The following is a 25,488-nucleotide window of genomic DNA, read 5'->3' as shown; positions in this document are numbered from 1 at the left end:
AATTAAGCAAACTTACGTTCTTCACCGTTACCGGCTACGTTAGTAACACAGCGACCACATAAATCAGCGTGTTCCGCCACTTGACCAATGTCAGTTGCATAGTGCCAGCAACGTGGACATTTTTCACCTTGCGCTTTACTCAAGACAATTTTCAGCCCCGCCATATCAGATGCTAACGCGTTTTCTGGCGCATCATGAATATCAGCAACGGTCGCTTGAGAGGTAAGTAAAACAAAACGCAATTCGTTTCCTAATGCATTCAGTTTTTCCGCTAAGGCTTTATCCGCATACAGTGTTACTGCCGCTTCTAAAGAGCCACGTAGTTGCTTATCGGTACGAGCTTGCTCTAACACCTTATTGACTTCACTACGAACGGCTAATAATTCCGCCCAGTACTCATCATTTAAGGTTTCAGATGCCTCTAAACCAAATAAATCTGTGTACCATTCTTGAGTGAACACAAATTTCGCACGCTCACCCGGTAACTGTGCCCAAATCTCATCCGCGGTGAACGACATAATTGGTGCCATCCAACGTACTAATGCTTCGATAATATGGTATAGCGCAGTTTGACAACTACGGCGAGCAACACTGTCGCTTTTCGCAGTGTATTGTCTGTCTTTAATGATATCTAGATAGAAAGATCCCATTTCTACTGAGCAGAACTGCATAAGACGCTGAATAACATTATGGAAATCGTAGTTTTCATAGTGTTTGAGGATATCTTCCTGTGCCGCTTTCGCACGACCGACCGCCCAACGATCAAGTATTACCATCTCTTCAGGTTTAACTTGATGTTTAGCTGGATCAAAGCCATTTAAGTTCGCTAAGAAGAAACGCGCTGTATTACGAATACGACGATAAGTATCAGCAGAACGTTTTAAGATCTCATCGGAAACCGCAATTTCACCCGTATAATCGGTGGAGGCAACCCATAAACGTAAAATATCCGCACCCAGTTTGTTCATTACATCTTGAGGGCTAACAGTATTACCAATGGATTTCGACATTTTACGGCCTTGTCCATCCACGGTAAAACCGTGTGTTAATACTTCACGATAAGGCGCTTTGCCTTTAATTGCTGTTGAAATCATAAGAGAAGACATAAACCAACCACGATGTTGGTCTGAACCTTCTAAATAGAGATCAGCTGAATTGCCATGGAATTCAGGACGAGCATCAACTACGGTTGAGTGCGTTGATCCTGAATCAAACCAAACATCAAGTGTGTCAGGTGTTTTCATGTAGTCATCAGCTTCATCACCCAGCAGTTCGCGGATATCTAAGTCCCACCAAGCTTGAATACCACTCACTTCTACACGCTTAGCGACTTCTTCCATTAACTCTAGAGTACGAGGATGAGGCTCTTGTGTTTCTTTATGCACAAACAGCGACATTGGTGTTCCCCAAGTACGCTGACGAGAAATACACCAGTCAGGACGGTTTTCCACCATTGACTCAATACGTGCTTGGCCCCAATCAGGGATCCATTTAACACCTTTGATCTCTTTTAAGGATTGTTGACGTAATCCATTTTTATCCATACCGATAAACCATTGTGGAGTGGCACGGAAGATAACCGGTGTTTTATGTCGCCAACAGCAAGGATAGCTATGTTGCATTGCTTCATGATGTAATAGAGCACCCTTTTCTTTTAGTAACTCAACAATCACATCATTAGCTTTAAAAACAAACACACCATCTAAGGTCGGATACGTATTAGGAAGATAACAACCATTAGGTCCAACCGGATTAGCCACTTCTAAACCATATTTTTGACCAATAACAAAGTCATCAGGACCATGACCCGGCGCGGTATGAACAGCCCCTGTACCGGCATCTAATGTAACGTGATCGCCTAAAATGGCTGGCACATCAAAGCCCATAAATGGGTGATTGAAGCGCAATAATTCTAAATCACTACCTTTACATTCACCTAAAACAGCCCAGTCTGTGACACCGATACGTTTCATAACGTGTTCAACTAAGTCTGCCGCTAAAATGACGCACTCATCATTAAATGAAACTAATGCGTAATTAAATTCGCCATTTAATGCAATTGCACGGTTAGCAGGTAATGTCCATGGTGTGGTAGTCCAAATAACTAAAGAAATAGGTTTATCAGTGACGACACCAAATTTAGCCGCTACAGCGTTTGAATCAACCGCACGGAAACGCACATCGATAGAAGGAGAGGTTTTATCGTAATATTCCACTTCCGCTTCAGCTAGCGATGAACCACAAGCCGTACACCAGTGAACAGGTTTTGCCCCTTTTAATAGGTGACCATTAGCGATAATACGCGCTAATGCACGAATAGTATTGGCTTCCGTTTTGTAGTCCATAGTGAGATAAGGTTTGTCCCAATCTCCTAGCACACCTAAACGAATAAAATCTTTTTTCTGCGCCTCTATTTGCTCATAAGCATATTTACGGCACTCCTCGCGGAATTGAGCTGCAGAGACTTTTTCTCCTGGTTTACCTACAATTTGTTCAACTTTTAATTCAATAGGTAATCCGTGACAATCCCATCCTGGAATGTACGGAGAATCAAAGCCTGACAGCCCTTTGGATTTAATAATAATATCTTTGAGAATTTTGTTTACTGAGTGACCAATATGAATATTGCCGTTGGCATAAGGAGGGCCATCATGCAAAATAAATGTTTTCTTACCACTTTTAGCTTGACGAATAGCTTGATACAAACCTTCTTTGTACCAACGTGATAACATTTCTGGTTCGCGCTTTGCTAAATCCCCGCGCATAGGGAACCCTGTTTCTGGTAAGTTCAGGGTATTTTTATAGTCACTCATTCGATTCTCAGTTCCAAGTTTCCGCTAGTTTATGACTCCGACCGCTGCAATAAAAAATCCCTAGCAGCAGCCACATCATTTGCGATTTGCTGTTTCAACGCATCCAATGATGCAAATCGCTGTTCATTACGTAATTTCTTTCGTAACACAACATCAATACGACGTCCATATAAATCCATATTAACGTCGATTAAATGAACTTCTAATTGTACACCCTTACCTTTTACGGTAGGACGACTGCCAATATTAGCCACCCCCGCTAAAGGCGATTGATGGTCGGCTAAATAAACATCAACCGCATAAACACCAGCAACAGGTGCCACTAAGCGTTTCATGGGAATATTGGCGGTTGGAAAACCAATAGTTCTGCCTAATTGATTACCATGTACCACGCGTCCACAAACGCTATAAGGGTGTCCAAGCAATGATTCAGCTAATGCTAAATCGTCATTGAATAAGGCTTCTCGTACCGCCGTACTGCTAATACGTAATCCTTTGTCACAATAACTTTCGGTATTTGCCACCTCAAATCCGTATCGAGCACCGGCTTGTTGTAAAAAATGAAAATCACCTGCTCTATTTTTACCAAAACGAAAATCATCGCCAATGGCTAAAAACTTCACACCTAATTTATCAACTAAGAGTGATGAAACAAACTCTTCCGGTGTTTGTGCCGCAAATTGCTTATCAAATTTGACACATAACAGGTAATCAATACCACACTCTGCCAAATATTTTATCTTATCGCGTAGGCGCGTTAGACGAGCAGGTGCTTTCTCTGGCAAAAAAAACTCCAGAGGTTGAGGTTCAAATGTCATCACAACAGTAGGTAGGCCACGACGTGATGCTTCTTGCTTCAAGTGTTTTAATAATGCCTGATGACCGCGATGGACACCATCAAAATTGCCAATTGTTAGAACACAACCATGATGTTGTGCTCGAATATTCTGTATACCGCGAATTAGCTCCATAACTGGCTCAATACCGTGGAAATAATTGGATTATACCTTGTCAAAGGCTCGAGAGTAACCCAATATATCAATGTTTATTGGTGAGTAATATCTTGCTTTGTCAATTCACTATGATTGTTAAATTAACATGCTCACTGCTAACAAAAAATAAACGATTACTCACTTGTTGGTTATAAAATCGCACAAAATCAACCGTAGATCCGCTTAGAATCTATTATTTATTACTCATATACACGATTTTGATGATTTTTTCACTCAAAAGACTGTATTCTACCCGTCTTAACTGATAAAATCTTGCGCCATCACAACGAAACCAGTGTCGCGTACAACGACGCTAATTTTGTATAAATCCATTGACAAACTTAGGTTGAAAAGGCATATTCCTTCACCTTTGTATTGTCCTCGCTAGAATATATTTGGGAGTTGGAACTTGGCTAATATCAAATCAGCTAAGAAACGTGCGGTTCAGTCTGAAAAGCGTCGTCAGCACAACGCAAGCCGTCGTTCAATGATGCGTACTTACATCAAAAAAGTATACGCAGCAGTTGCTTCTGGTGATAAAGAAGCAGCACAAAAAGCATTTAATGACATGCAACCAATTGTTGACCGTCAGGCAACTAAAGGCTTAATTCATAAGAATAAAGCAGCACGTCATAAAGCTAATCTGCAAGCACAAATCAAAGCAATGTAATTATTGTTTTTGTGTTTAAAAAACCGGCTTAGGCCGGTTTTTTTACATTCTGTCTATGCAAACTCTACGTATTTCATTCGTTATTGGCTTTCTTTTCACCACTAAACAAAGCTGAAAAATCGGTATTACATACACGTTGTACTGCCGGATGCTGGATCATTCGTTCAGCAAAAATAACGTAATACTCTTCTTTTACCGAGTCTAATGTGCCTATTTCCTCAATATTACTTTGGACAAATGTCTCATTGGTATAAATAGAAGGTGCAACAAAGATAGCATTATGATTTAAACCAAATGCTTTCATTAATGCAGCATCATCAAATTCACCTAAAATTTCTACTTGAAGATTTTTATTGCGTATCCAAGTTAACAAATGACGACCTAACATAGAGCGTCGACCAGGGATAAGCAATTTTCTATCTTCTAAACATTCTGGGAATGGCTTTTCTGGTATTGGCTGACTACAGAAAAAACTGACACTACACTCACCCAATTTAACAGAGAACAGCCCCTCTTGTTGTGAGGAATCTACGGGACAATCAGATAAAATCATATCTAACTTATGCTGACTTAATTGCTCTAACAACAATTCGTGAGTCGATTCAAAACAGCGTAAATGTATTTGTTCATGATCAATAACCGCCGTTTCTAATACACGACTAACAAGTTGTTTGGATAACGCATCGGCAACCCCAACATCAAATAACAGATTAGATTCTCGACTATAGTTGACAATATCTAGCATCTCTTGGCTCAGCATAAACATTTTATCGGCATAGCGAAAAATAAGCTGACCTAATTCAGAGGGAACTAATCCGCGCCCTTGACGCTTGAATAATTTCCCCCCTAATCTTTCTTCTAATGCTTTAATTTGCCCTGTAATTGTCTGAGGTGTCAGATACAGCGCTTCCGCAGCCCCTACAACAGAGCCTTCTTTACACACATGCCAAAAATAATAAAGATGATTAAAATTGAGATGTGACACACGCATAGTGATTTTCCTTTCAACTTCTGTGATCTCATCACACAGACTTCGTTAACAACGCATTAGCGATTGGTGTTCCTTTCTCCAATCCTCATAAAAACACCTACGGCACAATACAAGGTATTGCGCCGTAGGTTTATGTTTATAGCTCGGTTTTTATTGTGTTTAGAAAACGAGTTCCCTACTCAATTTCGCTATTTTTGCTTCTGCTTCAACTTCGGTAAAACAGAGTTAAGCAATAAATATCCCACAACAGCAGCCATGGTTGAGCCAACTAAAATACCCAGTTTAGAGTATGTATTATAGGCTTCTATAGCACCTTCAAACGCAAGACCTGCGATAAAGATAGACATAGTAAAACCGATACCACATAAAACAGAAACGGCAAATATTTGCTTAAGATTAATCGCATCTGGCAATTTTGCAATCCCTAGTTTTACCGAAACCCAACTAAAGAGAAAAATCCCAATCGGCTTACCTAAGAAAAGCCCTAATGCAATACCAACGGGTAAGGTCGATAACATGCCATCAAGGGTAACGCCATTTAAAGAAACCCCCGCATTACTAAAAGCAAATAGCGGTAATATTAAATAGGCAACCCACGGGTGTAAAACATGCTCTAACTCTTCCGACGGTGAAGCCCCCTCTTTATCTCTTAATGGGATCAAGAATCCAACAATCACTCCCGCTATTGTGGCATGTATACCTGATTTCAAAATACACACCCACAAAATAAAGCCTAGGACTAAGTAAACTGCTGTATTACTCACTTTACGCCAATTAAGAATAAACAACATGATGGTGATTAGCGCTGCCAATAATAACGGGACTAATGCCACACTCTTAGAGTAAAAGAGAGCAATAATCACAATGACACCAAGATCATCAATAATGGCTAGCGCTAATAAAAAGACTTTCAATTCCACAGGAACGCGACGCCCTAGTAACGCCATTACACCTAGAGCAAAAGCAATATCTGTTGCTGCCGGAATAGCCCATCCTTGTTGACCAATCGCATCGCCATGATTAAAAAATAGATAAATCAAAGCAGGTGCTAACATTCCTCCTACTGCAGCAATTGCAGGAAAAATAGCGCGATCACGTTGCGCTAAGGAACCTTCTTTTAGCTCCCGTTTGACTTCTAATCCTACCACTAAGAAAAAGATGGCCATGAGTGCATCGTTAACCCATAAGATCAACGGTTTATCTAGCTCTAATGCCCCAAATTTAATCATTATTGGGATAGATAAAAACTCATTATACAAAGCACTAAGAGGTGTATTCGCCATTATTAATGCGATAATAGCAGCAACAATCAGAAGAATACCGCCTGATGCCTCTAATCTTAAAAATTGTCTAATAATTGCTGTCATATTGTTAACCTAAAAATGTCTATTTGTGTTAATAATATGCTAATTATGAATTCGTAAAAAACAGATTATTTAGCAAAAATAATTCGGCTTTTTCGATCTCAATCGCTTATATCAAGAGTAAAGAAGGGATTATGTAAAAAATAATCAATAAGTAATATCACGAAAGATAAAAAACAAAAATAAAAAAAATAAAATACAACCTATTGAAACAATTATTTTTTATGATAAACATAAGTAATAATTCACATTTAAAACAAGAATTGATAGAAAATAGGTAAATATTCTATTTTTTATCCATATTATTGTGACTATAGTGTGCTTTTTATTAAGAATAGTTGATAATTCATTCACAAGAATAATAAGAGGTGAAGATAATATTGTTCAACCTTTTTTGTTACCAGAGGATACCTAATGAAATAAGAGGGGAATGACTATTAAAGATAACAGAGAATAAGTTTCTAGGTATTTTTATGAAATTAATAAGAAAAAGCCTGATAGGCAATACATTATCAGGCTTTTTGGGAATGAAGATAACGCAAAAATTATTTGGTTAAATCATCAAAGAATTTTTTTACTCCATCTAAGAAACTCTTAGAGCGCGGTGTATTTTTTTCACCACCTTTACCACCAAATGATTCACCTAGCTGTTCCATAAGCTGCTTTTGTTTTTCATTCAGTTTCACTGGCGTTTCAACAACAACACGGCACATTAAATCACCGACACCATGGCTACGTACAGATTTAACACCTTTGCCTTTCATGCGGAACATTTTGCCAGTTTGTGTTTCTGCTGGAATTTTTAGTTTCACACGACCATCGAGAGTTGGCACCTCAATTTCTCCCCCTAATGCTGCAACCGCAAAGTTAATAGGTACTTCGCAATAGAGGTTATTACCATCTCGTTCAAATATATGGTGCTGACGAACATGAACCTGTACATACAGATCGCCCGCCGGTGCGCCTTGCTCACCCGCTTCACCTTCACCACTTAAACGAATACGATCACCGGTATCCACTCCCGCCGGGATTTTAACTGATAAGGTTTTATAACGCTCAACACGGCCATCACCATGACATTTAGAGCAAGGCTCTTTAATTACTTTACCGCGACCATGACAAGTAGGGCATGGTTGTTGAACGGTGAAGAAACCTTGACGTAAATGAACCTGACCTGCCCCATGACATGTTGAGCAAGTTTCCGCTGATGTGCCTTCTTTTGCCCCACTACCGTGGCATTTATCACAGGTTTCTAAGGTTGGAATGCGGATCTCTTTGGTAATACCACGAACAGCTTCTTCTAGCGTTAAGTCCATGTTGTATTGCAAATCTGAGCCGCGTGCAGCACGTTGTTGACGACGACCACCACCAAAAATATCGCCAAATACATCACCAAAGATATCGCTAAAGTCAGCGCCACCAAAGCCGCCACCGCCTTGACCACCAAAACCACCTTGTTCAAAGGCAGCATGACCATATTGATCATAGGCCGCACGTTTTTGTGGATCGCTAAGAACTTCGTAAGCTTCTTTAATTTCTTTAAATTTAGATTCCGAATCTTTATCACCTTGATTACGATCTGGGTGATATTTCATCGCTAAACGCTTATAAGCACGTTTGATCTCTTTTTCATCGGCTGTTTTACTTAACCCGAGTACTTCGTAAAAATCTCTTTTCGCCATTCTGGATTACCCTTGACATAAGCACACGGGCGTAGAGTTGCCTCGACGCCCGTGTTTCGGTATCAGTAACTGTTCATCATTGAGTTACCGCGGCCCGTTAAGGGCATTATTTTTTATCTTTGCCGTCTACTTCTTCAAACTCTGCATCGACAACATCGTCATCTTTCTTCGCACCTGCATCAGTTGCATCGGCAGTATTACCTGCACCCGCTTGAGCTTGTTGTTGTGCAATTTCTAACAGAGGTTTTGAAGCTTCAACTAACGCTTGCAGTTTTGCTTCAATAGCAGCTTTATCTTCACCTTTAGAAGCAATTTCTAATTCGCTTAACGCTTTTTCGATAGCTTCTTTATCGTTAGCCGCTAATTTGTCACCCGCTTCTTCAATTTGTTTACGTGTACCGTGAACTAATTGATCTGCTTGGTTACGTGTTTGCACTAACTCTTCAAATTTACGGTCTGCTTCTGCATTAGCTTCTGCATCACGTACCATTTTTTGGATTTCTTCTTCATTTAAACCTGAAGAAGCTTTAATGGTGATATTTTGTTCACGACCACTGTTTTTATCTTTTGCAGATACATGCAAGATACCATCAGCATCGATATCAAAAGTCACTTCAATTTGTGGCATACCACGTGGTGCAGGTTGAATACCATCTAAGTTAAATTGGCCCAATGATTTGTTATCACTCGCACGTTTACGCTCACCTTGTAATACGTGAATAGTTACAGCTGATTGATTATCTTCAGCAGTAGAGAATACTTGGCTATGTTTAGTTGGGATAGTGGTATTCTTCGCAATCAGCGAAGTCATCACGCCACCCATAGTTTCAATACCTAAAGACAGTGGAGTCACGTCAAGTAACAGAACGTCTTTAACATCACCAGCTAATACACCACCTTGAACAGCAGCACCCATAGCAACAGCTTCATCTGGGTTAACGTCTTTACGTGGTTCTTTACCGAAGAACTCAGCCACAGTTTTTTGTACCATAGGCATACGAGTTTGACCACCAACCAGAATAACGTCGTTTACTTCACTGACTTTCAAGCCCGCATCTTCTAATGCAACTTTTACTGGATCCATTGAACGTTTTACTAAGTCTTCAACTAAAGATTCCAGTTTTGCACGAGTCACTTTGATATTTAAGTGTTTAGGCCCTGTTGCATCAGCAGTAACATAAGGTAAGTTCACATCTGTTTGTTGAGCTGAAGATAATTCAATTTTTGCTTTTTCTGCAGCTTCTTTCAGACGTTGCATTGCCAATGGATCATTACGCAGGTCAATGCCTTGTTCTTTCTTAAACTCATCAACTAAGTAGTTAATTAAACGGCTATCGAAGTCTTCACCACCTAAGTGAGTATCACCATTGGTTGACAGAACTTCATAGGTTTTTTCGCCATCAACTTCATCAATTTCGATGATAGAGATATCGAATGTACCACCACCTAAGTCATAAACAGCGATAGTGCGGTTACCCACTTCACGATCTAAACCATAAGCCAATGCCGCAGCTGTTGGTTCGTTAATAATACGTTTAACATCTAAACCCGCGATACGACCCGCATCTTTAGTTGCTTGACGTTGCGCATCATTAAAGTAAGCAGGAACTGTAATAACAGCTTCTGTAACTGGTTCACCTAAGTAATCTTCCGCTGTTTTTTTCATTTTTTTCAATACTTCAGCAGAAACTTGTGGTGGAGCCATTTTTTCGTTACGTGCTTCAACCCATGCATCACCATTATCAGCTTTAATAATTTTGTAAGGCATGATAGAAACATCACGTTGTACTTCCGCGTCTTCGAAACGACGACCGATTAAACGTTTGATGGCAAATAATGTATTTTGTGGGTTAGTCACAGCCTGACGTTTTGCCGGTTGACCAACTAGAATTTCACCATCTTGTGCATATGCAACAATCGAAGGAGTGGTACGATCGCCTTCACCGTTTTCAATAACCCGGGCATTCTTACCGTCCATTACAGCAACACAAGAGTTAGTTGTACCCAGGTCAATACCAATAATTTTACCCATTTAAACGCCTCCAAAGAGAATTCTTTATCAATTTGATTACCAATCTATATGAGGATGAATATTCATTTTTCAAGTCAAAAAATTAATGGACTCAATATCATCACAAAGCGGATAAACATCAACGCAACTCAATAGTGGTAATTGCAGTTGAAAAATAGATGGGGTCATAAATACATTCATCAAGGGGAAAAATAAAAAAAAATAGTAAAAAGATAAAAAAAAGATCTAGTAAAATAACAATATAAAAAATAAATATTATATATCAATAGGTTATAGCAAGTATTGTCTTTAACCCATTATGATGATGTAAAACAACAGCGATAATCCATTAATATAAAAAATAACTAATTGAAATATAACAGTTTCAATCAATTATTACACAAAGTGGGTTATCTCAATGATCAATAAATCATCAACAGAAGCATCACTCATAGGTAAAAATAGCAGGTTGTTCTTATTTAATCTTATTAGGGCAAAACGTACTCACATTCAATATTAATAACAAAAACAACCGATGCAATGTATTAAGCAGATGTAGAACGGCGTGCTGATTTAGGTCTAAAGGCAACCACAATTTCTTCGTTAGTTTCGATATAAGGGCCATCCAATAATTGAATACAATAAGGAACACTGGCAAAAATACCACTGACAATCACCTGTCCCTCACTGTCTTTTAATCCCTCTAATGTCTCTGCGATCGCTTTAGGCTGTCCCGGTAAATTTAAAATTAAGGCTTGATTACGAATAACTCCCACTTGACGAGATAAAATCGCCGTAGGAACAAATTTCAAACTGATTTGGCGCATTTGCTCACCGAAGCCTGGCATCTCTCTATCAGCAATCGCCAATGTTGCATCAGGCGTAACATCACGACGAGCAGGCCCTGTGCCTCCCGTTGTTAAAACCAAGTGACATCCTGCTTCATCAACCAGTTCACATAATGTTTGTTCAATCATCAGTTGCTCATCGGGGATCAAACGTGATTCGATATGAAAAGGGGTTGTGATTGCTTTTTTTAGCCAAGCTTCTAAAGCGGGCAGGCCTTTATCTTCATAAACACCACTGGATGCACGATCAGAAACAGAAACCAGTCCTATACGTAATTCATTCATATCAACCTCAAATTAATCAATAACTGCCAATTAGCGTGCTGATATTAACACGAGAACACGGGTGAATTAAAAACAATCTCAGTAAAAGCTATTATGTTATTTTAGCTATAAAAAACGGGAGTTTTATACTCCCGTTTTTTATCACATTAATGATTTAATCTTAGTCATCAAGATATTTAGCAATATAAGAAGCAGCTAAAAGTTTAGCTTCTGCTAATTGGGCAGCATTGAGGGCTCGGGCGGTTCGTTTTAGCATAGCCTCATCACCTTCACCATTTTCTACAGCAACAGCAAACCATGCATAGGCTTCTTTCAAGTTACGTTTAACCCCTTTGCCATAATAATAGTTTATTGCAAGGTTATTTTGTGCCAAGCCATTACCTTGTAGCGCAGCTTTTTTATACCATTCGTTCGCTTTACGTTGATCTTTTGCTACACCATCACCTTCGTCATACATCACACCAAGGTTATTTTGCGCATCTCGATTACCTTGATTTGCCGCTTTGGTATACCAGAATACCGCTTTGCTACCATCACGCTCGACCCCTTCGCCTTCATCGTAAGAGACAGCTAAGTTGTATTGTGCATCAGCATGACCTTGCTCTGCGGCTTTAGTGTACCAAGTCACCGCTTTTTCATGATCTTGTTCGATACCAATACCTTCATCATATGAAATCGCTAAATTATACTGCGCATCGCTATCACCTTGCTCACCGGCTTTTGTATACCAATACACTGCTTTTTCATGATCTTGCTCTACACCATCCCCTTCATCAAAAGAGACGGCCAAATTGTATTGTGCTAAAGAGAGTCCCTGAACAGCCGCTTTGTTATACCAATAAACCGCTTTTTCAGCATCACGCTCAATATCATCATTCATATCATACATTAACGCTAAATTTAATTGCGCTTCTGCATGACCTTGTTCAGCCGCTTTTGTGTACCACTCCAATGCTTTTTGTGTATTTTGTTCTACACCTTCGCCACCTTCATATTTAACACCAAGTTGATACTGAGAAGCGGCATTCCCTTCTTCCGCACTTTTTTCAATCGCAGGTAAAGAGAAGGCTGTTTTATCTTCTGACATAGCAACACTACTAAAAAAGAGCGATGCCAGTACTGTTGCCAAAACCATCTTTTTCATAATTCACCAATAATAAATAGGATGTTTTTAATAATTAATTTCTATAATTATTACCGGATAAATTATTTATTCCAATCAATTTAATCTTAAAATCAATCAAAACATTTTTTAAATTTAAAAAAAAAGACAACAATTAACTATAAAGAGATGAAAAGTCACAAAATAAGAAAATTTAATTTTAAATTAGAAGAAACACGCAACCATTTTAACCAAATTGAACCACAATAAAAGAAATGATAGATTAGAGCCCCCCTAGAAAATGACTCGCAATTCAGCCCACACCACTGAGGCATGAGCTGAATAATTAATAGATAAAATAATAACTTACTTTAGAGCATCTGATATTTAACCTAAATGCTTAGTGATGGTTGGCATTAAAGTCCATTCTTTAGCTTCAGGCAAAAAGGTTCCTTGCATAGAAGACAACTGAGTTTGATTAAACTGAGCCATTTCATGCACAATAGAGACTAATGCTTCATCACTCAGCACCTCCTCCCTTTGTTCAATCTGATAAGTGCTCTGCAGCTCCTCTTTATATTTATTTTTTATTCTCACAGTAAAACTTTTATCCTGAGAAAGAAGAACTTCATCATCATTATCACGGGAAGATAACATCACTTCATCTTTATCCAACCCAGTAATAAAAATAACATTTTTCCCTACATGATCGTTAATCGTGATCTCACCATGATGTTTGTTAATTAGGTAGATATCATCCCCCTCTCCACCTTCCAGATAATCATTACCACTCTCTGAAATAAGAACATCATTCCCTTTACCACCATAGAGCTTATCATCCCCTTCATTGGCAAATAAAATATGCTGTCCGCCCTCAACAATTAGAGTATCGTTTCCTTTACCTCCGGCAATTACAGAGCAACCTTGATTTTTATTTATCAACATATCATCACCTGTTAGCAAATCGATAATAGGTAATAATTCAATATTTTGAATTGAATGATGTTTAAGCAAATTAGATAAGAATGCGTGTTGTTGTAATGGCGGAGATAAATAAACATTACTATTTTCCATCATTATCTTATTTAAGATAAGGGATTCAGGAATAATAACATAATCATCAAAATAACTGATAGATAATTTTTCTTTAACAACAGGTATTAACAACTGTTCAGCGCTATCACTATTTGGCAAAATAAACATCTTATTATCTTTATCAATAAATCTGATTTGAATACCTGAATTTAAAATTTTATTTAAACTTTTTTCAGTCATGTTTATATCTATAAAGCGATGAGCAGCTGGATTATAGCGATGAGAGATAACACCATTTTCAAACTTAAGATCATACCCACTAACATCCGGTAAAATAAAGGTAGATAGATTATCAACACTTTCATCATCAACTGTTTTACTAGGAAATATCTCAATACGCTCATTGCTGTTTTGAGCTATAAACGTTTTTAGCTGATAAACATCAACACCTGCGGTTAATGTTATTCGCGCATTATGATCAATGGCTAAATAAGTATTATTGCCACTATCACCTTCAATAGATAATTCTATCGAGTTACCATTAGCAAGTCCGCTGTATTTTAATTCAGGCAGTATATTATATTTAACAGAACAGGAGCGTGAACGAAGATTAAACTCATGATTATTGCTATTTATGTATATATATTCATATTTATCATCAAGATTTGAATAATTCTCCATATAGCTAAAGTTAAATAACGGATCACTATTACAATTAGCATCGCTATTATTATTTAAAATAAACCCATCATTTGTAATAATACAATAATTAGTTAGTACATCAAAACTGTTCTCATTTTTAAATATGTTTTTTAAACGTATCGATGTTGCAGGAAGCGGCGTTTGTGTCTTATCTTCATTGATAATAAAGCCATTATCTAATAAAAAAACAATATCTGAACCAATACGTTTTATTGATTTTATATCTTTTAAGTTATGTTCTAGTTTAACAATATTTTGCTCAGAAGTATTTTGATTATTTTCTAGCTTTTCATCTCCAGTTACTTCATTGATGATAATAGATACTTCTGCTTTCCCTTTATAAAAAGCATTTAGTCGTGAAATAATATAAGTATCATGCCCCTCACCACCATTAGCGAAACCTTCAGATAGCTTAATCGTATCATTCCCTTTTAATCCTAAGACATAATCTTTACCATAAGCTGCATCAATATAATTATCATTATCACTTCCCATCAATATATCATCACTATTTCCACTACAAACAATATTTTCAAAGCTATCTAAATAAGCAATAACTTCATCAGTTCTAGGGGAAATGTTTGGCATTGAATCATTTATTATAAATGGTGAGGTTATTCCTGTTTCTTTATCAAAGAAATAGAATGTTGAAGGTTCAAATCCAATACTATTAAACTGATTTTTAGATCTTACAAATTTAACATAATTATCTTTTAAATTAATATTATAACCTGAGTATAATGGTGAATTATCAGCGATACGTAAAGTATCTATGCCGCCTCGCCCATAAAAGCGACTAGCATGATTAGGTGATTCAGTAACATAAAGATTAAAAATATCATTATTGTTACCACCACTTAATCTTTTTATACCATTATAAATATCAAATACGTTATGAGCATATGCTGGGGCTGAAATAATATCATTCCCATTATTCGTATTAAAATAGAAAAACTCATCATCCTTTCCTAAATAATCATATACAGCACAAACCTCATTAACATTATGTGTTCCCAAATCAGCACTTCTTCTATTATAATTAATATTTTCTCTTGTATTCCTTGTTAAGTTTAAATATTCATTAGATTCTAATTCAACATTATATTTATATAATTCATTGACATAGAAATCAATATCATAAATAAGTACTTCATCAGTGCCTATATTTTTTTTAGGCTCATAATATCTAAGGCTTGTTGAGTAAAACCCAAATGAATTTGAAAAAGATTTCATTTGAGCAGCTTCAGTTTCAGTATATAGTTCACCAATAGTCAATACTATTGGCTTATTATTTATAATAACATAACCAGACTCAATCTCTTTGGGTATATTAGAAAGTGAGAAATATCTCTTCTCAACAAACTCATATTCTTCATTTGTATAAAAATAATAACTTTGAGGATTAGATTCAATAAGCTTTTTATAAAATGCCTTACTATTCTCATCGACTCTAGTACGAAAATAGTTTTTGGTATCAAGTAATGTTATTTCATTTTTCTTAGATGAAGTTAAATCCCCAGTAAAAAGAACAGATAGCCCATTTTCTATCTCTTCACTAACAGTAAAATTAATTCTTTTTTTAACGTCTTCAATTACCCTTACTGCATTATAGATAGCTAAAAAAGCGGTAATAGCTGCACCAATCACAATTCCGATAGGGCCTGCGCTTGCACATCCCGCTAAAATAGCAATTGAAACCCCAATAGTGACTAATGCTGAAACAACAGCAAAAGTACCATTAACAATATAGTCGATTTTTTTTCTAGTATCAGTTTCAGAAGATATACGACTAAAATTATCATAGGCATTATAAATATCAAAACCTACTGAAAGGATATTTAAAGCAATGCCTATACGAGTACTTATTTTCCCTGCATATTCTAACTTATTAGAACGATGTTTTAACATCCCTTTCGCAACAGCAATTTCAATGATTTCAGAAATTCCATTATATGCCATTTCAGACCACATTATTGCTAAATTTCTTACTATCTCTTTGCGTTCATGTGGTTTTAAATTTCCATTTTCAAGTGATTCAATCATATTTAAAGTTGAAACTATAGTTTGCCAAACTCCAAAACCAATATTTACATAACCAATTTTTGATATGATCCTCATATGGCGAGGTATTTTCAGAGAAGGATTTCGTAGTTCATGCCAATAATTAGAATCAATATTGCTATTATTTAACTCAATAATTTTCATTAACCGTTCTTTAGCTACAATATAATCAGTTCTCGACGTATCTACTGAAAGGATATTTTTAATATTTTTTTCTTTATTCTTTAGAAATTTTTTTAATAAAGAAACTATTTTATGATCTATTTCAGAGCCAGAGGCGGATAAAAAAAAGTCATTTAATTTTTCTGCATCAAACTTTAACTTATTTTGCCAATTTGGAATATCCTGTAGATTAATACTGATGATAGACTTCCCATCAACGCGACATCCCAGATCAAATAAAATAGCTTTATCAATCTCAATGCCAGCAATTTTAATGATATTCTGTTGAATTATATCACTAGAAATTTTATTTTTAAGTATATTAAATTTATCAAATAGTTCAGAGGAGATAATTCCTTCTTCATTAACATGATAAATAACTCCAGAAACAGAGGTTTCATTTGAATAATCCACTGCAATATTATTCTTAACATTATTTATTTCATTTAAGAAACTAAATAACTCTACGGTCATTTGTTCCCTATCACTACCTATTATATGAATTACACCGACGTCAGAAAGAAAAACACGATAAATAAAGCGACCATCTTCTGTAGTCGATATATTTAAATTAATTTTTTTAGTATTTATCTCTAACAGATAATTACCTATAGATAATTGGCTTATTTTATTATTAAGAATGCCATCTGCTATTTTAAACATATTATTATTCATTACTTCTTTTTGTGAAACATCGGTCAGTAATGCATTAAAAATAGACAAGTACTCTAATTGCTGTGGCGTTAATTCATTATACGCTAATTTTATATATAACTTTTCTAATAGATTAATATGTGTCATTAAAGTATCATAATTAACTTTTCCATTTAAACTAGCATATAGCAATGTTAATAAAGAAGAGGTCTCACTGTTATTATCAAAAGGTAGTCTTAAAATAAACGTATCATATTGATTTTTATTCTGAGAAGATTGAAGTAATTTTTTCTTCAATAAGAAAATAGCATGGCTAATGTTTTGTCTATTTGTCTCTATTTGCTTAACAGCATAAAAAACATCATGGATAGAATTATCTTTAAAATTATGTTTTTGTGTTAAGTAAAACTGAGTTTTTTCAATATCACTAATAAAATGAGTATAGCTTTCTTGATTAGAAACTAATTTTAATAATTTACCACGTAATGTATCAAAATCAGCAGCAAAAAACTCCATTAATAGTGATTTAGAGGCATCAGATAATGTATCAATACAACTAGGTTGATCATAAGTTGCATCAACCAATAATTTAACATTAATAAACTTTTCTTTTAATAAATCATTTAAATAATAATCACTATTAAAGCTAGCCAACCATTCATCTCTGCTTATTTTTTTATTTATATATTGATTATATTTTTTATTTAAAAGTGGATCATTAATAATTTGTTTTAATATATCCACATAATTTTTCTCAGTTCCAAATATCTCTGATAATTCCTGAGAATAGCGATAACCTGCATATTCTGGGGTTAGCTTTTTATTTATGATTTTATCAATAAAATTATTTTCAATGGTAGTATCAATATATTCAGTATTAATTTTATTAATTGTATCAAGTAATCGTTTATCAGATATTACAGCTTCTAAAGCTTCAGTAACGGTGCTTCGATGAGTATCGATAGCAACGCCTTTTAAACTTGCATCATAAAGATCAAAAATAGGCTCACTTGGGATTAATATATCCGTTGCTTCTAATACAACATAATATTTATTATTTTCTTTTCTTTGCGATACAACACGAAAATGCTTACCCGGAGCAATCATCACCTGATCAGTAAATCCATTACTAATACCCATCATCGTTCTAGCATTGTGTTCTCCTAAGATAGATATAAAAACATTATTGTCATTTTTTTTTATCTTTTGAGCATTTACACTGCCTCTAAGAACACTATTATTGGCAATCACTGCTCCGGTATCAATATTTTTTGTATAAGTGGATAAATCATCAACATAAATAGATTTATAAATTGGTTCTTTTATTTCAGGCAAATCTAATATGATATTAAATATATTATTTAACCGAATAGAATCAGAACGGTTTAAATAATTTTCTGGAGTAGACATAATAAAATTAAAAATATTATATCCCCCTCGCTTAAACCAATATAAATCTCTTTTATACTGATTAATTCGTTTTTTTAAGTTTAGTGGTAATTTGTTATAAACACCATTACTATCTATATCTTTCTTATCCGCCTTAATGTGATTGTAAGACGATTTTAATAGCTCGATTTCTTTATCGGCTTGTTGTGAGCTTGTATTTATAATATTTTCTAATTTATTACTTCTTATTAGTTTTAATTCATAATCTGAATATTCATTATTAATTTTATTTAATGGTGATTTATACTTGTTTTTAGCTGAAAATATTTTTTCCAATAGCTCTCTATTATTTAGATAATTTTCAGAGGACTTTCTTCTTCTTGAAAAATAATTTCCTTCGATTACCTCATTCCACTTTTCATTTAAAGGTGATATAAATCCATTATTTATTACTAATTGCTGAAAATCTGAAAATTCTTTTGCATCACGTATGATAATAACATTGTTCTCAGTAACAACAAAAAAATCTCTTAATGTATTGTTATCTGCATTTAATTTTTTATCTAATAACTCATTTGGTACAAAAAAAGTCGCAGGAAAATTATCTGTTATAACTGAAAAAGGATTTGCATCATCAGCACCATGATGGATCATCTCTTTTCCTTTTTCTCTCTGTAATAATCTATTGAGTTTATTTTTTATATTCTTAACATGTTGGCTAATTATACCTAATTGTTCACCTTCATAGCGATCATAGAGATCTTTATTATTATAATATTCTTGGTAAGTAGGTGATAACTCATCATAATTAACACTACTTCTCCATTCTTCCCATGGAATAGCTTTTCTTACTGTTGATTTCTCACTTAAATCATTATAAGAATACATAACAGTAAATAAATCATAATCTGCAATCATAGGTTTTTTCGATATTGGATCAGCCAGTACATTAACAGGGATTAATTTTCCATTATCGTAAGAATTAACTGTATAGGCGACTTTTCCGTCTTGATCAACTTTAGATAAATAGAAATAATATTCTTTATTATCAACACGACATGTCACCTGAATAATATCTGTTAAGAGATCAGAATAATTTAAAATATTATTTTGCTGCAGTTCTTTAACACGCTCTGGTGAAAGTGTGAGTGGCACTGAGATAGCATACCCTTTATCGAGGGCTTCCTGATTCGCTAAATTATATTTAGCCACATTGTTTCTAGCTGATAACTTAGCAAGAGATTGATCAACAGGAATAAACCCTGCCATAGGCCCCCAATCAGAACTTTTCCCTTTAATTAAAAGCCCTTTACTGCTGTATTCTCTAGATTGAATTAATGTCGTTGATCGCGCATCTATAGGTCTAACGCCAATAATCACATTTTCACTATCCGCTGCCTGCCTAAATGCTTTCTGATCATTTTCAGGCATACCAATAGTAGGAATAGGCTCCTGCCCAATAGGCGCTAACGTCAAGTTTCTTGATTGATAAATAGAAAATTTTCTAACTGGATCTGGTTGATGATATTTGCAATTGTAAAAATTATTATATTCTTCACGATGACTGAAACTAAATTTTTTAACTTCATGGCCAAATGATCTTAAGATCCTATCGATTAAAAAATTATTTTCATCTGTAATTTGATGATCATGGGCAATATAAATACCAGTTTTATATTTTAACTGCTTTACTTTGTTTACAACTGAGATTAAATCATTATTAGATGAACTTAAGACGATCCCTTCAGGGAAATAACCTCTTTTACCTAGTAAATGACATAAATCAAAAACTTTGTCACCACTTTTATTATGTCCATGTAGCAATATTGAATCTAAATCAACATTATAATTTTTAATTAAATAATCATATGCTTTTTCACCTGCATCAATATCTGTTGAAGCATCAATAATAAAAAAATCATAGCCTGCATTATGATATTCTTGAGCAAAGTTTAAATAATGAGTCTCTAAATTATCAATATCGGATAAAAGTAGAACAACTTTTCTCATTGTACTTCGTTTTTTATCAGAAAAGGAATAGTAACCTTTTACTCCTGCTGCATTAATAGCTAATAAGTCACCTTCTCTTATTTTATTTCTAATAAATAATTCTTTATATTTGATATTATGACTAATTTTTTCATTTTCTTGTTGGTTTATTGCTATTCCTTGATAATTAATAATATTACTACCAACTATACTATCTAAAGTTTTATTATTTATTTTTATTTCAGCAAGTTTTGTAGCATTAATGTCAATAATTTTTTTGAAAATAAAATTATTTTTACTATTTTTTTCTAAACCATATAGCAGTCCAGCATTGATTTCATTAGATTTAAAAAATCTATTAAGATAAGATATGAATTTTCTTTTAGATGAAAACTCAACCATACCAAAATTAGGATCGTAAAGACCAAAATTATCATTATTTTTATCTAAATTAGCCCAAACGGTAATAACGTGATCTGATGTATATAATTGCAGATAACAACTACCTGAATTAAGCTTTTTATTAGTAAGCTTATTAATAACATAATCTAATGAACGTTTATCACTATTTACGCTTCCTACAGTGTTAGAAATTTCATGATGATTTTTACTTAATTCATTAAAACACGACACAAGTTCCTGACTTAATTGTCTTAAATTATATTCATCATAATTTTTATTATTTATTATTGATAATGCTGCCATTAAATTACTAATAAAATTGCGACTTCTTCCAACATCCCCCATATGTTCTAAATATTTTGCAACTAACATTAGCATTGTCAGTGCTTCATTTCCCCCTTCTGCACTATTTTCTGAATTAAGCAGAAGTTGTTTCTGGGGAAATAATAATAACTTTGCTTTATTATCTATACCATCATTATTATTAACTTTATCAAATAATAGAGTGAAATTTTTATATTGTTTATTTTTTGCTCCTGATCTTTCCACTCTTAAGTCTACTTCTTTGACAATAGCACCTAATTGTCTTTTACTCAGAGTATATTTATTCAATATGATAAAATCTAATATTTCTTCTATCGTCATTTCATGATAATAATCAGGAATAACTGCTTTTATATCATCTTGATATCCTAATAAAAAACTTTTTTCATATCTCAGCAAAGGATATAAGATTGATAAGTTTTCATATATTTTATTAGCGTAAAAAATATTATCTAAATATTTTTTTATTTTATCACTATCTTTTATTTCACCTATAATAGGTTCATAAGCGACATACTCTCCAGCTAAACCATCATGTTCCCTCCATATTGTATTTTCGTTATTTATTGATGAAGGAATATAAATAGTATCATTTTGGGTTCTTCTAATTTGATTATTTTCTACATTAAAAATAGGTGTGTTTAATCTACTGGAAAGCCCTTCTACATATATAATCCCTTCTTTAAAATTATAAAGCTTATCTTTATTAGCAACAATTAAAACTGTTTCATTTTCAATTGTATTATCTATAGCTAAATCAAAAAATTTTTTGATACTAATATTTTTTTTAATAAATTCATTATGAAGTCCATTAGTGTCATTCTCCCCCGTAGCTATAAGTGAAATATTATATTTTCTACATATTTTAATTAGTTTAGCTAATTTTTCATTACTTTCTAATAAATTAATAATTCGAGTATTATTTTTTACTCCATTAAGATAATTATTTAAATCCTCCTGATAGATACGCGGTATTAAATCTGTGATAATCTTTTTAAAATTGCTTGCTAGTTTTGATGGGTTATTTATTATATAATCGACACTATTTTCGTTATTTTCAAATAAAATAAAACCTATGCCTGCCTTTTTAATATTCTTAATAGCTAATTCTTTTATATCCCCCTCTGAAACAATAGGATCAAGATGAGAATATTGACTGCTATCTTGCTGAATTAATTGATTTTCTGTAGTAAGAAAAAAATTATTTAATTCATTAATTTCTAATTGTAATACTCTATTCACATATTCATTATTAATGAATACTTCAGTAAAAATTTCTTGTCTTGTTTTATTACTATTCTTTTTATATTTATCAATTTTTTTATCTATAATTGATAATAGTTCTTTAACACCTTGGTTATTGTTAAATGTCATTAATTCATCATATGTTAATCTCAAATGGATTTGATTATTACCATCATAATAAATCATATTCTTAAGTTGATTATTATCTATTTTTTTTATTATTTCTAATATATTTTTTTTATTGTGATCAAGTACTATTGTATAGTCATAACTTACTATCCCTTGAGGCCTTTTTATATCATCACTTAAGAATTTATGATTAATAATTTTATCATAAATAAATTTACTCTGTTGAAAATTACCATCATTTATTCCCTTTACCATAACTTGATAAAGCTTAGTTGCGATAGTACTATTTTTTTTTGCCAGAGTAAGAATTTTATTTTTTTCCCACTCTAATTTACCATAAAAAAGAAGGTCTTCTATATTTTTTTTTATTTCTAGCAATTTATTACTTATAGGTAATTCTTCATATTTATTAATAAAATATGAAATATTATTAATCAAATCAAAACTGGATTTTAGCTTTTCAAAGTAAATATTAGAATTTAATTTTTTGATTATTTTTGTTATTTTTGTTATATTATTTTTAATCTCTCCCTTATAACGGTGGAGATCTTTACTAATAATACTAATGTATTCATTATGATTAAATTTAATATATCTGGCAAGGCTATCCCCGCCCCATACTGTGTTAAATTCTATTGGTGTAATGGCGACATTTTTATTTGTTTTTTTTAAGATTATTTTACTGGCATCTTCAAATTCAATTATTTTATTTATATTATCTTTTAGTAAATAAAGTGCATCTTCTACATCACTTTCAACAATACTTATATCTATTAATTTATCATTATATTTTATTTGTACAATTAAAATACCTCTTTCATCATAATGTATTACCCTAGCTGTAACATTTTTCGCAAGTTCTAATGAAAAATCAACTGTTTTTAGATTTTCTGCAATACCTTTATTTATAAAGGTTTTTCTATTTTCTGATAACTTATCATTACTAAATAAAGGTTTATAATTTTCACTTTTAACTTCAATAAACTCATCAAAATAAAACAATGATTCATTTTCTATTTTAGTAAGCCCATAAGTTTTTTGTTTTTCTCTAATAATGTTTTTTAAGTCTTCGATGTTATCAAATTCAAATGTACCAAATTGCGGATCAAAGAAAGAAATTTTATATTTTCCTTCCGAATATTTTTTATAAGTGATCGCTATTTGATGTCGTTCATACCCGACAAATATATATCTGCTATCCTTTCCTGTAAGTAATCCATCTATTTTTTTAAAAAGTAACTCTTCATTTAAGAATTTATTTTCTTTATTAACTGGTTCTAATCCAAGACCTTTTAATACCTTGGTATATGGAATTTGACCATCAAAACTATTATAGTGATGTATTATTCCATTAATTCTTTCTTGTTGATAAGCCTGAAAATAAATGATATTTTTAGTTTCTTCTGTTAATTGCATCAACTTGTATTCATAAATAGCTTTTTGTATTTTTTCCTTGAATCCTCCATCATTCTGATCACTAGGTTTAGTTTTATATAGATCGGCAAAATTTCTTAACCATTTTAGATAATTTTCTGCACCTTCAATACCACTGTTTCTAACTTCTATTAAATATCTTAAATTTAATCCTTCCATCACAATATCTAACAACTGCCCTGTATAACTACTCATAGCTATATCTAGTCGTTCTAACATATTTCTTAAGGGTAAAACTAAATCTTTACCGGGTGAAAATACGACTCTCTCGCCATTTATTTTTTCAACCATCCATTTATTATTTTTCTGATAAATTAAACTTTCAGGTTTGTTTTTAATTTTAGAATAGTTTTCAGTTAGCAAAGAAATTGCATTTTCAATATTATCTGTATAGATATGAACAATCACTTCACTATTATCTTTATTATTTTTTACTAAAAAAATCTTTTTGTAGTTATATAACTCTACTAATTTAATGGAGAAATCTTCATTAACTTTTACAACTTCTTTAATCTTTATACTATTAATAATCTGTTTACTTAAAAAACGTTCATTTATTCCCCATTTCTCTATATTGTTCGCTAATTTTGTGAATTCTTTTTTCTTATAAGAAGTTAACTGAACTTGAATTTTTTCATCTATATGAGTTATATTGTTAAATAAATAATCTAATAAAAGCTTTCTATTATTAAATGAACGCTTTTTCTTATTGTTACTAATAATTTCATATTTATTTTTTTCATTATTAATATAAATAAAAAATCTCTTTCCAGAAAAATTAAGATCATAAATACAATATTCATTATTCGTGAATAATGACTCTAACGATCTTTTATTGGTAGTAATTTTATTCTTTGCTTTCTTTGCTTTTTTTGCCTCTATCTCGTTAATAAATAATTGTATATTCTCATCTAACTTTTTTTTGATAGATTGCATATTTTTTGTTTCTTTATTTCTATCATAAATAGCAAATCCTTCTGCTATTTCTGATAAATAATCTTGTGCAATATCTTCATTTTTATAAATACTGAGAATTAAATATTTTTCTAAAAGTAAGTTTTTTATTTCATTATAATCTATAGTTTTATCTGTTATGTTATTTTTGATATATTCTTTTATTCTTTTAGCAAGAGGATCAAAAATTTTATCTAATATTGTTATTACATGATTATTCATATAAACTCCTTTTATTTCCAAAAAATAT

At 33.1% G+C, this 25,488-nt stretch carries 10 protein-coding genes; 1 reads left to right on the top strand and 9 read right to left on the bottom strand.

The features are described 5' to 3' along the window. Window positions 1–2: 2 nt before the first annotated feature. Window positions 3–2,813, bottom strand: a complete 2,811-nt coding sequence (gene ileS / locus AACQ49_RS04120; protein ID WP_004245207.1) for an isoleucine--tRNA ligase — start codon at window positions 2,811–2,813, stop codon at window positions 3–5. 29 nt (window positions 2,814–2,842) lie between these two features. After that, window positions 2,843–3,784, bottom strand: a complete 942-nt coding sequence (gene ribF / locus AACQ49_RS04115) for a bifunctional riboflavin kinase/FAD synthetase (protein WP_004245208.1) — start codon at window positions 3,782–3,784, stop codon at window positions 2,843–2,845. Window positions 3,785–4,214: 430 nt separating this feature from the next. Here ribF and rpsT point away from each other — a divergent pair, with 430 nt between their 5' ends. After that, window positions 4,215–4,475: a 30S ribosomal protein S20 gene (gene rpsT, locus AACQ49_RS04110; RefSeq protein WP_004248964.1), complete on the top strand. Its 261-nt coding sequence runs from the start codon at window positions 4,215–4,217 to the stop codon at window positions 4,473–4,475. Window positions 4,476–4,548: 73 nt separating this feature from the next. On the opposite strand, the gene nhaR is transcribed toward rpsT, so the two are convergent. From nhaR to AACQ49_RS04075, 7 genes are all read right to left on the bottom strand, one after another. Beyond that, window positions 4,549–5,466 (bottom strand): transcriptional activator NhaR, encoded by a 918-nt coding sequence (gene nhaR, locus AACQ49_RS04105; RefSeq protein WP_004245210.1) that lies wholly within the window; start codon window positions 5,464–5,466, stop codon window positions 4,549–4,551. Between the two features lie 188 nt (window positions 5,467–5,654). Then, a complete protein-coding gene (nhaA, locus tag AACQ49_RS04100; protein ID WP_004245211.1) occupies window positions 5,655–6,833 on the bottom strand; it encodes a Na+/H+ antiporter NhaA in 1,179 nt (392 codons plus the stop codon). A 542-nt stretch (window positions 6,834–7,375) separates the two neighbouring features. Further along, entirely contained in the window at window positions 7,376–8,512 is a 1,137-nt protein-coding gene (gene dnaJ, locus AACQ49_RS04095) for a molecular chaperone DnaJ (protein WP_004245212.1), read from the bottom strand. 106 nt (window positions 8,513–8,618) lie between these two features. After that, window positions 8,619–10,544 carry a molecular chaperone DnaK gene (gene dnaK / locus AACQ49_RS04090; RefSeq protein ID WP_004248962.1) on the bottom strand — a complete coding sequence of 642 codons (1,926 nt, stop codon included), beginning with the start codon at window positions 10,542–10,544 and terminating at the stop codon, window positions 8,619–8,621. Between the two features lie 524 nt (window positions 10,545–11,068). Further along, entirely contained in the window at window positions 11,069–11,656 is a 588-nt protein-coding gene (gene mog, locus AACQ49_RS04085) for a molybdopterin adenylyltransferase (RefSeq protein WP_004245215.1), read from the bottom strand. 160 nt (window positions 11,657–11,816) lie between these two features. Continuing rightward, window positions 11,817–12,800 (bottom strand): SEL1-like repeat protein, encoded by a 984-nt coding sequence (locus AACQ49_RS04080; protein WP_004245216.1) that lies wholly within the window; start codon window positions 12,798–12,800, stop codon window positions 11,817–11,819. Between the two features lie 345 nt (window positions 12,801–13,145). Then, window positions 13,146–25,460 carry an anthrax toxin-like adenylyl cyclase domain-containing protein gene (locus AACQ49_RS04075; RefSeq protein WP_161778897.1) on the bottom strand — a complete coding sequence of 4,105 codons (12,315 nt, stop codon included), beginning with the start codon at window positions 25,458–25,460 and terminating at the stop codon, window positions 13,146–13,148. Between the last annotated feature and the right edge of the window lie 28 nt (window positions 25,461–25,488).

This window comes from Proteus sp. G2675, assembly GCF_963886535.1.
Classification (GTDB): domain Bacteria; phylum Pseudomonadota; class Gammaproteobacteria; order Enterobacterales; family Enterobacteriaceae; genus Proteus; species Proteus mirabilis.
This window is presented reverse-complemented; position numbering and strand designations above follow the sequence as displayed.